General features: G+C 57.0%; 6 protein-coding genes and 1 pseudogene. All 7 read left to right on the top strand.

All coding sequences use genetic code 11. From position 1 onward, the window contains the following. Nucleotides 1–43: 43 nt before the first annotated feature. The 7 genes and pseudogenes from X760_RS74030 (at nt 44) to X760_RS71865 (ending at nt 12895) form a co-directional block, all read left to right on the top strand. Nucleotides 44–487: a hypothetical protein gene (locus X760_RS74030; protein ID WP_023722837.1), complete on the top strand. Its 444-nt coding sequence runs from the start codon at nt 44–46 to the stop codon at nt 485–487. Nucleotides 488–605: 118 nt separating this feature from the next. Then, nucleotides 606–935, top strand: a complete 330-nt coding sequence (locus X760_RS71835; protein WP_051409787.1) for a hypothetical protein — start codon at nt 606–608, stop codon at nt 933–935. Between the two features lie 404 nt (nt 936–1339). After that, a complete protein-coding gene (locus tag X760_RS71845) occupies nt 1340–4336 on the top strand; it encodes an N-6 DNA methylase (RefSeq protein ID WP_023722840.1) in 2997 nt (998 codons plus the stop codon). A gap of 170 nt (nt 4337–4506) precedes the next feature. Next, nucleotides 4507–4800: a hypothetical protein gene (locus X760_RS71850; protein ID WP_023722841.1), complete on the top strand. Its 294-nt coding sequence runs from the start codon at nt 4507–4509 to the stop codon at nt 4798–4800. Between the two features lie 116 nt (nt 4801–4916). Next, nucleotides 4917–7901 carry a TrlF family AAA-like ATPase gene (locus X760_RS71855; RefSeq protein WP_348633266.1) on the top strand — a complete coding sequence of 995 codons (2985 nt, stop codon included), beginning with the start codon at nt 4917–4919 and terminating at the stop codon, nt 7899–7901. Between the two features lie 268 nt (nt 7902–8169). After that, nucleotides 8170–9429 carry a DNA repair exonuclease gene (locus X760_RS71860; protein ID WP_023722843.1) on the top strand — a complete coding sequence of 420 codons (1260 nt, stop codon included), beginning with the start codon at nt 8170–8172 and terminating at the stop codon, nt 9427–9429. After that, nucleotides 9426–12895: pseudogene (locus X760_RS71865) on the top strand (AAA family ATPase). Before X760_RS71860 ends, X760_RS71865 begins: the two are co-directional and overlap by 4 nt. Nucleotides 12896–13206 lie beyond the last annotated feature (311 nt).

Below are 13206 nucleotides of genomic sequence, written 5' to 3' on the forward strand. Positions count from 1 at the left end.
CTCAGATAGATGTGATTGTGTCGACGAAGGGTCGGGCTTGGGGATGGCGAATGCTTCGGACAGTAGCGATGTATCTGGTTTTGATGCCGGTTCCGCTTTCGCACAATCCGCAGAGACTGCCGCCTTTCTCTTTAGCGGGATCTCCGACACCGGGAGTGAACCCGTCACTGAAATGTTTAGGGCACGCAACCTCGAGCGATTGTCGGAAGAACCACCAACCCTCCAGACGCAGATCGACATGATCAATCGGCAAACCCAAGAGACTGTCTATCCGCCTCTCAGCTCGAGCACGGTCTATTGGCCACAGAAGGACGGCGTACCTTACGAGTATCGGCAGGATCCCGGCTTCGGATGCGGTGCTCGGGAGGGTGGATACATCAAGTGCAACAGCGACAGTATGCACGGTTCGATCCTGCGGGAACCGTCCCGGATTATTGCTGCTGTAAGCTACTTCAACGCCAATTTCTGCAAAACCAAGGCATTCTAGAGGTAGAAGGGCCGATTGTCGGCCTGGAAGATCAGGCATGTACCCGCTGAGCGCCATGAATGGTGCTTGAATTCCCTTCCTCTTTGTCCGAGTGTCGCCGCGGTCGTGGAGGGGCATGATGACAATCAGAACAGTGTTAATAGCGTCGTTTCTCATCGTGTCGACGTTGTACGCGCACGCGCAGGAGATCCCAAGGTATGACCCGGCGGGGTACGGCAAGGACGTTTCCGATGTGAGCGGCGGATCAGCGATGATCTACAACGGATGCATGAAAATGGAACAAGAGGCTTACGACGATCTCAGGCCTGTGTGGTCTGGCGTTCCATCACAGACTCGCAGCTATTGTGACGAAGTCGCCAATGTCAGTGGAAGTTCCTACTCAATCCTGAAGGGCTGCGTCGAAATGGAAGCGAACGCGTCGGCATCAAGACCAGAGTTCAAATTCTAATGGCGCGTCGTTTCCTCGCGTCCGCCTGGCTCTTACTGCTGCCAACCATGGCGACAGCCGCCGAACCCACCGTCGTCAGTTGCCAGTTCGAGAAGATGCCTCCCATGATCCTGACATTCCGCGGTGGCATGGGTGCCGACGACAACTCGCTTCAAGTTGGCCAGACTAAGCCCGTTCCTATGAGTGTAGGATCGAATTTGATGACAGCAGCCTACGGCGCTCAAGAATTCACATTTTCCCTAAGGCTCCCTGCGAACGTAAGCGTCAGCGCTCCCGGTCAGGACACCCAGACGTTCTATGGCGAGTGCATAAGCTCGCTGCAGCAGTGAACGAAAAAGCCTTCCGGTTGCACAAGAGGTGCGAACGGTGAATGGTGTGATCGGTTTGACGGGGCGGATACTGTATTGCTCGAATTATTTTCGCGGATAGCGCGGCGGAACGACAAGCGGACGGAATCGGAAATCCAGGCGGACGTGCGACAGTTTATTCTGTCTGCACCGTTCGAACTAGAGGATGACGATGTCCGCATCGTAAATCTTGAAGCCCAGGTGGGTGACGGCAAGCGGATTGACGTCGAGGTCGGCTCCACCGTCATCGAGGTGAAGCGAGATCTTCGTCGTGAGAAAGCGAAGCGCGAAGCGGAAGAACAGCTGGCGGACTATGTTGCCCGCCGCATGACACAGACGGGGCTTCGATATGTCGGCGTGCTGACCGACGGCACCGAGTGGATTTGCTACAACCTCGTTGATGACCGCCTCCATCTGGTATCCGCGATAACGCTCGTCGCTGGCGAGGTCGAGAGGCTCGTCGTCTGGCTTGAGGGTGTCTTGGCGACTGCCCACGGCATCGCGCCGACCGCACAGAACATTGAAATGCGCCTTGGTGCCGGCAGCAGTTCCTATGCGCTCGATCGGGCAACGCTGTCCTCACTCTACGAACGGAACAAGACAAACCCGAGCGTAATCATGAAGCGGACGCTTTGGGCCCGCCTTTTGACATCGGCACTCGGGACCCAGTTCGAAGATACCGATGACCTCTTTATTGAGCACACGCTGCTGGTAAATTCGGCGGAGATCATCGCGCACGCCGTTCTCGGGCTTCATCTCGAATCCATTTCGCCTGCTGCCCTCCTTGCTGGCGATAAATTCGATGAGAGCGGCATCTACGGCGTTGTCGAACCAGATTTCTTCGATTGGGTTGTAGAGGTTGAGGAAGGCGACACATTCGTCAGGACGCTTGCCAAGAGACTGGCGCGGTTCGACTGGAGCGCTGTTGAGCAGGACGTTCTCAAGGTGCTCTACGAAAGCGTCATTGGCGCTGAAACCCGAAAGCGGCTGGGGGAATACTACACCCCCGACTGGCTGGCTCATGTGATCGTTGCCGAGACGGTCACTGATCCATTGGAATCACGAGTGCTAGATGCCGCCTGCGGATCGGGAACATTCCTGTTTCACGCGATCCGAAAATATGTCGCGGCCGCGGAATCTGCTGGCATCGGCATTCGGGAAATGATCGATGGGATTACCAAGCACGTGGTTGGCATGGATTTGCATCCTGTCGCCGTCACGCTTGCCCGCGTCACCTATCTTCTGGCGATCGGGCGCGAAAGGCTCACCGACGAGGATCGCGGCGTAATCCAGATTCCTGTCTACCTTGGTGACTCCCTGCAGTTTCAGGAACAGGGTGTCGATCTTTGGTCGGCAGGAAATCTTGTCATCCGTGCAGACGACGAGCGCGAGTTGTTCGATTCCGAACTCCGCTTTCCCGATGCTCTGCTCGAAGACGCGGCCAGGTTTGACCTTCTTGTGAACGAAATGGCCAACAAGGCGGCAGGCAGGAAAGCGGGTGATCCCATCCCTTCGCTGAACCCTGTGTTCAACCGGTTGGCTATTCCGGAGCAGCACCGCGCGGTTATCAATGGTACCTTCAAAACGATGTGCCGCCTTCACGACGAAGGACGAGACCATATCTGGGGCTACTATGTGCGGAACCTGGCGAGGCCGCTCTGGATGTCGCGTCCAGGCAACCGCGTGGACGTGCTGATCGGGAATCCGCCATGGCTTGCTTACCGACATATGCCAGCAAACATGCAGGCGACTTTTCGTAAGATGAGCGAGGCCCGTGGTCTTTGGGCTGGCGCAGAAATCGCGACCCATCAGGATTTGGCGGGTCTCTTTGTCGTAAGGGCTAGCGAACTCTATCTTCGCAAAGACGGCAAATTCGGTCTCGTGCTGCCAAATGCGGCAATCGACCGGGATCATTATGATGGTTTCCGGCGCGGGCATTATGGCGACGGAGCTGGAGGACTTGCGCTTTCATTCGGCCCTTCATGGGATCTCCGGCGCATACGACCCCACTTTTTCCCGAGGGCGGCGAGTGTGGTATTCGGAACGAGGTCGGAAGTCAGCCGACCGATGCCTGAAGAAGCGGAAATCTGGTCTGGCCGCTTGCGGACACCCAACAGCCACTGGGAAGAAGCCCGCCTTTCTCTCGTGCGGGCTGACGGCAAAGTCCGCCGGGTCGGGCAGATTACGAAATCGCCATATGCTCCGGCGTTTACGCAAGGGGCGACCTTCACGCCGCGAGTTGCTTTTGTTGTCGAGAAACAAGAGGTGTCACCACTTGGACGGGTTCAGGGCACCGTTGCGGTGAAATCGTCGCGAAGCGTTCAAGAAAAGAAGCCGTGGAAGGACTCGCCCGCGATAGAGGGCGTGATTGAGTCGGAATTCGTGCGGCCGTATTTTACGGGCGACAACGTGTTTCCTTACCGGGTTGGCAATCCGCTTCTTTCGGTGATCCCATGCAGTGCGCGAGAACTTCTCGACCAAAGCCAGATCGAAATGCACCCCGGCCTGCATCAATGGTGGTCTCGAGCCGTCGAGTTGTGGGACAGCAATCGCTCAAGCGATCGGATGACACTTGCCGATCGGCTCGACTATCAAACGACCCTTTCCAAGCAGCTTCCGATCCCCCCGCTTCGGGTGGTCTACAACCGTGCTGGTATGCATGTCGCCGCAGCTAAAATCGATAACCGCAGAGCCATTGTCGCCAACGGGCTCTATTGGGCTGCGGTTCATTCCGTCCAGGAAGCAGATTACCTTTGCGCGGTGTTGAACGCGCCTGTAACCACGGAGCTTGCCAGGCCGTTCATGTCGTATGGCAAGGACGAGCGCGATATCCACAAGCACGTCTGGGAAGTGCCTATCCCGCTATACGATGCCAATAATGAAATTCATCGGACGCTATCGAGGTTGGGCAGTGCGGCCGAAAGCATTGTGGCAGGCTTTGCAATCGACCGTGATCTCCATTTCGCGGCCACGCGACGACATATCCGGGAACTCCTGGATTCCACAGACGAAGGCCGCGAGATCAACGAGATCGTGTTCGAGCTGCTGTCGTAATCAAGGGTAATCCGCATGACCAATGCAGTGGAAGATGCTCTCGCTGATTTGCGGGGCGAAGTCGAAGGTGGTGGCGAGCTGGCGGCTGCTACCAAATCGCGGCGGAACACGGACTCAATCCAATTCTTTTGGAACGAAAATTCACGGAACGCTTCGGATCGGCTCCCGCAGTGCTCGAAAAGCTGGAACACGCCAGGGCGTCAGCTCGCCCCGAGATCGACTACGAGATCGACTACGAGAAGGTGAAGTCACTGGTCGAATACCAGTGCAAGAGATTCCGAGTGAAACCTGACAAATTCTTTCCGCTCAAAGGGAAAACCAAAGTCACGATCACCTCGCGGCTCGTGGGCGACCACATGATTCATATCGACGTGGACTTTTACGAATGCGCCGTTATCGAGAGGGTCGGCAACCAAGTGCGCGAGGGCTTGGAAGCATTGTGGGGAAACCGGACGAGCAAATGATCCACCTTCTCGCCTCCAGCAGAGGCCGAGCGCGATATACATTCAATGGCAACAACAATTGACAAGTTGATAATCGTTGCAGACCGCACTAACAAATGGGCGAGATCGGGGGACGAATGAAACCAGGTTCCAAGAATGGGGCAGTGTGGCGCCGTTGGGATTTACATCTCCACCCACCGGGGACCAAGATGTCCAATGGATATGGGAATTCGTCTCCAGAGATCGATGAAAAGTACATTGATGCACTCGAAGCGTCTCCCATCGAAGTTTTCGGAATTACTGACTATTTCAGCTGTGACAGGTCGTTCGAGATAATTGACGCTTTCCACAAGAGGCATCCTGATTCCCCTAAGGCATTTTTCATTAACATCGAATTTCGCCTCTCCGACGCAATTAACGCAGCGAGTGACAGCCCGCATCTTCACGTGATTTTCGACAGCGACGAGCAGTTCTGTCCCCGCAGAAAGATCGAGAAATTTCTGCAGCTGCTGACAACGAAAGGTGTGGATCGTTCCGGCGCCTCCATATCCTGCGCTGAACTTTCAAAGCCTGCGGACTATGAGTCCGCCTCGGTGGCGTTCGAGGATCTTAACAAGAAGCTCAACGAAGCATTCGGTGATAGCCAGCCCTATCTCCTCGCGTTTCCCGCTAAGAACGATGGCATGAAGTCCACCGACATGTCTTCACCTCGGAAAGTGAGGGTAGCGGACAACATTGACCGGATATGCCACGCCTTTCTAGGTTATGGCGCGAGCCGCGACCATTTCTTGCGAAAAGATCGCTATGACGACGGCCAGTCGGAGCCCAAGCCCGTGATCTGGGGCAGCGACGCGCATTCATTTGAAGATTTAGAGCGGCTGCAGGGAAACATCCCCTCCTACCCATACACGTGGATCAAAGCCGACACGACGTTTCGCGGCCTGCAACAGATCTGTTACGAGCCCGAAGCTCGGGTGTTCATCGGAGAAGAACCTCCCGTCGAGACGCGAAAGATCCAACATCCGACGAAGATTCTCAGAGGACTCAAGATAGGGCAGGTGAGAGGCTATGATGGCGCCCAGGGGCAGTGGTTTAAAAACGTAGACCTTCCACTCAATCCCGAACTGACGGCAATCATCGGAAACAAGGGAAGTGGCAAGAGCGCATTGGTCGACATCATCGGTCTGCTCGGCGAAAGCCGCCTTGAGGAATACTTCGCATTCCTGTCAGACTCCCCCGAAAACAAGAAATTTCGGCAGAGACGCTACGCAGAGAACTTCGAGGCCGAGCTTGAATGGCAGAGTGGAAGCCTCACCGCGAAGCGGCTGAGTGACCATGTCGAAAGTACAAAGCCGGAGTTGGTCCGCTACCTGCCGCAGAACTATTTTGAAAAACTCACCAACGAAATCCAGATCGAGAAATTCCGGCGGCAGATCGAAGACGTTGTTTTCTCCCACGTGGACGAGACCGAACAGATGGGTCAAGCCTCCTTCAAGGAGTTGCAGGATCTGAAAACTTTGCGCAGCAAGGACGAGACCAGTGCGCTAAAGACGCGCCTTCGTGCCCAGAACGTGAATCTGGTCGCCTTGGAGGAACAAGCTGATCCGCAGTTTCGCCGGACTCTGAAAGCGCAGCTTGATGCTAAGTATAATGAATTGAACGCTTTAGCCAAGCCGGAGGTGATGGACGCACCGGATGATATTGAAACCCCAGAACAGAAAGTCCTTTCAGCGACCGTCGAACAATACAGCGCCCAGCTTACAGCTCTGCGCTCTCGGGAGCAACCCGCCATCGAGTATCTGGCTGAGCTAAAGAGAAAAAAGCAAGTTCTCGAAGGTGTTAATGAGTCACTTGAAAGTCTTACCAAGCGGGTCGCAGATGCGGTCGAGCAGATCCGATCGGATCTTGGTAAATTCGGGCTTGATGCCGATCAAATCGTTTCGCTGCGCATCCAGAATGCGGCCTTGCTTAGCCTTGCTGCCGACCTGACCAACCAGATCGGCAAGCTCGAAGCTAACAATGAATTAACGTTTGAGCACGGGTTTGACTTCTCGACCCTTGAGAGCCTGCCGGACATCCGGAAGGCCATCGACCATTTGGTCGATGCCGTCAATCTCGCGCGGGACAAGCTTAGCGCGCCGCGGCGCGCATATCAGCAGTATCTGGAGCGCCTCGACGCCTGGAAGAGCCGAAATATCCTGATCACGGGCAATGAAACCGACCCGCAACCGAACACCATTCGATATATCGAGAGCCAGATCACCGCTCTGGACAATGATTTGCCGGCGAAAATCGTCGCGGCTCGGGAGGCGAGGCGTAAGCTTGTCGAAGCGATCTATGCGAGCAAGAACAAGATCCTGAAATTCTATGCCGACCTTAAGAAGAGTGTCGACACCAAGCTATCCGAGGTTGCGATCGAGGGCTTCAGCGTCGAGATCGACGCGTCGTTCGTTCTCAGTAAGGACTTTCAGGATAGCTTTCTGTCCAAGGTCAGCAAAAACAAACGAGGCCCGTTCAATGGCCAAATCAAGGAGCCGGGCCAAACCTTGTCCGACTTCCTCCGCGATGTCAGCTGGAATGATTTCGCCGCGATTTCAGCGGGCCTCGACCGAATTCTCGACGCGATGCAGACGGAGGACTTGAAGTTCACCGACCAGGTGCGCGACCAGAAGGAGTTTTACGACTTCCTATTCAGTCTCGAATACATTGAACCATCGTACAAGTTGCGTCTTAGCGGCAAGGATCTTGAGGAGCTGTCGCCGGGTGAGAAAGGACTCCTTCTGCTTGTCTTCTATTTGCAGCTCGACAAGAACGACATCCCGCTTATCATCGATCAGCCCGAGGACAATCTCGACAATCAAAGCATCTTCTCGGTGCTTTCCAATTGCATTCGAACGGCCAAGAAACGTCGTCAGGTCGTTCTCGTGACGCACAACCCGAACCTAGCTGTTGGTGCGGATGCCGAGCAAATCGTCTATGTGAAACTCGACAAGACCAAGAATTACAAGTTTTCCTACGAGAGTGGCGCAATTGAAAATCCTAATATTAACCGGCGTATTGTCGATGTATTGGAAGGGTCTCAGCCGGCGTTCGTTAAGAGGCGCCTAAAGTATAATTTCTAGCCGTGCATCGTCAGGCCTGCGTCAGGGTTTAGCCCTGTGAGAACTGCCGGCGAAGCGGAACTAGATCGATGGTGCAAAGGCACATAGCAAGTCCCGCCAGAGCTTTGACAACTGCATCCTGCGACGTGATAGGAGCCTAGCGAAACTACGCCGGCATGAGTGCTAGATGAATGGCAGCCTGAGCTCAGGACAGCCAACACCGCGTGTCGTATAATTTTTTGTCGAGCCGCAGTCGAACACCCTATGTTCAGTGGCCGGAGACCGCCGAATGGCATTTCGATTTATACATACGGCCGATATTCATCTCGACTCGCCGCTGCGTTCGCTCGCGATGCGAAGCCCCGATCTTGCCGAACTCGTCGGAGACGCCAGTCGCCAGGCGTTTGTCTCCATTGTGGATCTGTGCCTTGCGGAGCGCGTCGATGCGCTCGTCATTGCCGGCGATCTTTATGATGGCGATCAGACTTCGATGAAAACAGCACGGTTCCTGGCATCGCAGATGACACGCCTCCACCAGGCCGGCGTCAGGGTTTTCAAGATCCGCGGAAATCACGACGCCCTGTCGCGGATATCGAAACAGCTCGTCTTTCCCGACACGGTAACGATCTTCAGCGGCCGTCCCCAGTCCGTACTTCAAACGGCCGGCGGTCTTGACGTCATGTTCCATGGATTGAGCTTCGCAAGCCCCAAGGCACCTGAAAGTCTGCTGCCCAAGTATACAGCCGCCCGTGAAGGGGCGGTCAATGTGGGTGTCATGCACACGAGTCTTGCCGGATCGCCCGGTCACGACGTCTACGCCCCTTGCAGCGTCGCTGACTTGCACGGCCATGGTTTTGACTACTGGGCGCTCGGGCACATCCACGTCCGCAAGGTTCATCCTAGAGCGAGCACGGTGGTGATGCCAGGAATGCCGCAAGGCAGGGACATAAACGAGGCCGGCGAAAAGTCAGTCACTTTGGTAACGATACGTGACGACCGTTCCGTCGAGGTCGAGGAAAGGCTGACCAGTATCGCGCAATTCGAGCGGGTGAACGTCGACCTGACAGGGACTGTCGAGTGGCCAGAAGTCGTCGGGCGAATCCGATCCGCGCTCGAAGATATCCGGGCTTCCGTCAGATCCCGTCACGTTGTTGTCCGTCTCGGTCTGACCGGTGACTCGCCTTTGTCTTGGGCACTGATCCGCGACAGGGACCTGCTCCTGGCCGAAGCCGAGCAGGTAGCGGAACAGGCCGGCGACACATGGGTGGAAAAGCTCGAGCTGGGCCTCTCTCCGCCCAGGACGGAAGCACTCGAAGGCGTCGCGGATCCGATTTTCGAACTCGCTGAATCCATGCGCGCCGATGCAAGTTCAGAAGCCTTCCGTGCTGAAGCGAGGGAATTCGTCCTGAAAACCATCGCGGACCTTCCGCCCGACGGGCGCGACTTCGCCGGAAAAGACGAGGCCGCGCTGGAATTATTCCTCGACAGGGTTCTTGCCAGCGGCGCTGACCTGGTCACGGCCCGCCTCAAGGCAGGTGGATCGCAATGAGGCTCCGGCGCCTTGATCTCATTCGTTATGGAAAGTTCACCGACAGGACGATCGAGTTCGGACCAAAACCGGATTCCGGGCCCGACTTGCATATTGTATTCGGGCTGAACGAGGCCGGCAAGTCAACCGCGCTTTCCGGCTATCTGGACTTGCTGTTCGGGATTGAAGAACGCAGCCGCTACAATTTCCTGCATGAATATAGCGCGATGCGCATCGGCGGCGTGCTCGAATTCGGGGGAGAGGAGCATACGTTCTCACGCACGAAACAGCGCAACAACTGTTGTTGAACGCAATGGGCCAGCCGGTGAGCGAACTGGCGATTGCGGCACATCTCGCAGGTCTGTCCCGGGACGCATACGGCACCATGTTCTCGTTGGACGACGAGACACTGGAAGCCGGCGGAAAATCGATACTGGAGTCGCGTGGAGACCTGGGCAAGCTCCTGTTCACGGCCAGCGCCGGTCTTGGACACGCGAGTGACACATTAAGCGCGCTCGAGGCAGAAGCGGACGGGCTTTATCGGAAGCAGGCACACGGAACCGAACTCGCGCTTCTCAAGAAGCGACTTGCGGAACTGAAGTCCCGGAAGGATGCTATCGACACACTGGCTTCGACGTTCGAGACCCTCGAGGCCGAACGTCTTGATGCGGCGGAAAAATACGATCGCAGCATCACCGAACGGTCGGTGCTGTCGGCTAGGCTCGATACCATTGCCAAGTATCTCCGCGCAGTCCCGATCCTCGCGGATATCCGACGTAAGGTAGCCCGGCTGGCTGAGTTGCCTGACATCGCTTCACCGCCACGGACCTGGACAGGTAGTGTCGCCGAAATGATCGATGAGGACGCCAGCCTGAGAACTCGGCTGTCAGCAAACGTCGACGAAGTCGAGCGAGTGACGATGAAAATCGCGTCGGTCGAGGTGGACGAGGTGATCCTTGCAATCTCCGAGCGGGTTCGCGGACTGGCGGATCGCAAGGTGCGCTATATCTCGGCAGGCTTGGACCTGCCCAGTCGCAGGACGGAGCTGCAAATACTCGATAACGCCATGGCAACTTGCCTTGCCGCACTGGGAAGGTCCTCCGAGCCAGAGCCTGCCGCCCTGATTTTGCCTGCTGCCATTGCTGGTGCTGTTCGCAATATGGTCGAGCAGCGATCCGGAATTGCTACCAGCGTGCGCGTCGCCCGAGACGAAGCCGCGGCAGCCCTTGATGCGCTTCAGACGGCACGCGAACGGGTCGGTGAAGAAAGGGCCGTGCCCGAGCCTGCCAGGGCAAGGCTTACCTCGGCTTTGTCGAAAGCGAGGGGGAGTGGGCACCTAAAGGAGATCAAGATGGCACGGGAGGCAGAGGACGAGAGCGGAATTCGATGGGAAACAGCGGTCCATCGCATGCATCCCTGGTCCGGAGATGCTCAGGCGCTGGCCAAGATCTCAGTTCCGACGGCCCGGCAGATTGGTGCATGGAAAACTCGCTCAGCAGAGCTTGGGACGAGCAGGGCAGTCCTTTCAGAACGTCTTGCCGAATACCAGGCCAATCACGAGTTGCTCTCGGCGCGGCTGGACGCCCTTCGTGGCTCGGTTGACATAACGGACGATGAAGCCGCCGCAGCCATCCGGCGTGCCCGGGACGAGGCTTGGACAAGGCATCGAGATGACCTTAAGGGCGAAACAGCGGACGATTTCGCGGTAGCGTTGGCTCGTGACGACAGTGTTGGAGCAGTTCGTCTGGCCAACGTGCGGGAGCTCGCCGAGATCCGAACCACGACCCGCAGCCTTGCCGAAACCGCGGCCTTCATCTCGCGTGCGAGCGCCCAACTTTCCCAGGTCGATTTGGACGTGGAAGCAGCACTGTCGGAAATCCGCGTATCGGCAAGAGATCTGCTCGGAGATAGCCTGGAATCTTCGCCTGAACGAATGATCGAACTGATCGAGGATCGTACTTCTGCCCGGACCGATGCGCTCGCGGCGTGGGAGGGGATCGAGGTCGCACGTAAGAAGGCTGGTCGGGCGGCCGACGAGGGAGACCAGATACGCCTGGAGTTGAGCGGGGCGCTGGAGAGCGTCGGAATACAGTCTGACTCCGAAGAGAGTTTGGAGACGATCATGGCCGTCACAGAGCTGTTCCTCGACAGGCAGCTCAAAGTGGACGCTGAACGTGCCGAGGCGCTCCGAACAGTCAGCGCGAAGGAGGAGGATCTGGCTGCCAGACGACGGGCCGTGGACGTGGCAGAAAGGCGTGAGGAAGAATGGCTGGCCGGCGTTGCGGAGGCGCTTAAGGGTACCTGGCTCGAGAGCGGGCTTTCGGCGCCCGGAGTGGGGAGCGTACTCGATCAATTGGCTGAACTGTCCAAAACCCTTCAGGATCGGGATGCCATGCAGCTCCGCATCGGGAAGATGGAGGCAGACAGAGATAATTTCATTGTCGAGATTACCGCAGCTGCAGCCGAAGCGGGTGAACCGCCGAACGACGACGAACCGGAACAGTTGGCGATCCGGCTTGCTGAGCGCCTGGAGCGCGCCGATCGCACTCGCGAGGCGAAGGCAAACCTCGTCAATGACCTGCAGCGCCTTCAAGATGCTCGTGGCACACTCGATGTCGAGATCGCGGCGCATGAACGCCGCAAGAACGAGGTCTTGGGCGTCTTTGGCGTAACCACCCTATCCGAAGTCGTGGAACGCGACGAGCTGCTGCGGGACAGAGATCGTCTGCGCGCTGCTGTAGCCGACCTTGAGGAGCAGTTGTCGACCGAGCTCGCTGTGGAGGGGATCGAACAGGCGTGTTCAATATTGAATGCTCTCGATTTCGATAGCCTTGCAATCGAAAAGGCTGAAGGCGAGCAGCGGCTTCGGGATCTTGATGAAGCGATACAACAACAGCTTATCCGGCAGACGCGAGCGGCGGACAAACTGGACGCCATTGGCGGCGATAGTGCTGTTGCCCGAATAGATGCCGAACGTCGCACCGTCCTTCTGGAAATCGAAGAAAAGGCCGTCCATTATATCGAGCTGAAACTGGGAGTTATGTCGGCTGGAAACGCTCTGCGCGTATACCGCGAGCGTCATCGCTCCGGGATGATGGCGCGGGCATCTGACGCTTTCGCGCTCATCACGCGCGGTCAGTACTCGGGCCTGGCAACCCAACCGGTGAAGGGCGGCGAAGTCCTCATCGCATTGCAGCGCGACGGGCAGTCCAAGGTCGCCGACGCGTTGTCAAAGGGCGCGCGTTTTCAGCTCTACCTGGCCCTGAGGCTTGCCGGGTATTACGAATTTGCCCAGTTTCGACCCTCAGTGCCATTCATTGCCGATGACATAATGGAGACTTTCGACCATTTCCGGTCCGAGGAGGTTTTCAGACTGTTTGGCGAGATGGCAAGTGCGGGTCAGGTGATCTACCTTACGCATCACCAGCACCTATGCGAGATCGCCAAGGCTGTCGTGCCGGGCGTAACGATCCACGAGCTCGGATAGTTGCCTGCTGTCGCGTAGCATGAGTTGATGCACCTGCTGCCCAAAGACGACTTCCGTAGGCCGAACCTTGGATGGCCGCTTTGCGCCCCATCTCCGCCTTTCGGACGACGACACGCTTCTCCCGAAACCGGTCATTCCTCCGAGGTCTCGGCGGCGAGCGACCCTAGCGACTGCGCCGGGACAAAGCCGTCATCCACGCGGGTCACACCGAACGACAATTTTCTGCAGGACCAGGCATTGTTGATTGGGATTGGACCCCGCCGCGAATCCCGGATGCTGACCGCTCGCTGACAATCGACATTGAATTGTAG

The organism is Mesorhizobium sp. LSHC420B00 (genome assembly GCF_000503055.1).
GTDB lineage: Bacteria > Pseudomonadota > Alphaproteobacteria > Rhizobiales > Rhizobiaceae > Mesorhizobium.

Bases quoted from the DNA above. Each gene is read 5' to 3' on its own strand.
- X760_RS74030 (WP_023722837.1), top strand. From the start codon at position 44: ATGGCGAATGCTTCGGACAGTAGCGATGTATCTGGTTTTGATGCCGGT.
- X760_RS71835 (WP_051409787.1), top strand. From the start codon at position 606: ATGACAATCAGAACAGTGTTAATAGCGTCGTTTCTCATCGTGTCGACG.
- X760_RS71855 (WP_348633266.1), top strand. From the start codon at position 4,917: ATGAAACCAGGTTCCAAGAATGGGGCAGTGTGGCGCCGTTGGGATTTA.
- X760_RS71860 (WP_023722843.1), top strand. From the start codon at position 8,170: ATGGCATTTCGATTTATACATACGGCCGATATTCATCTCGACTCGCCG.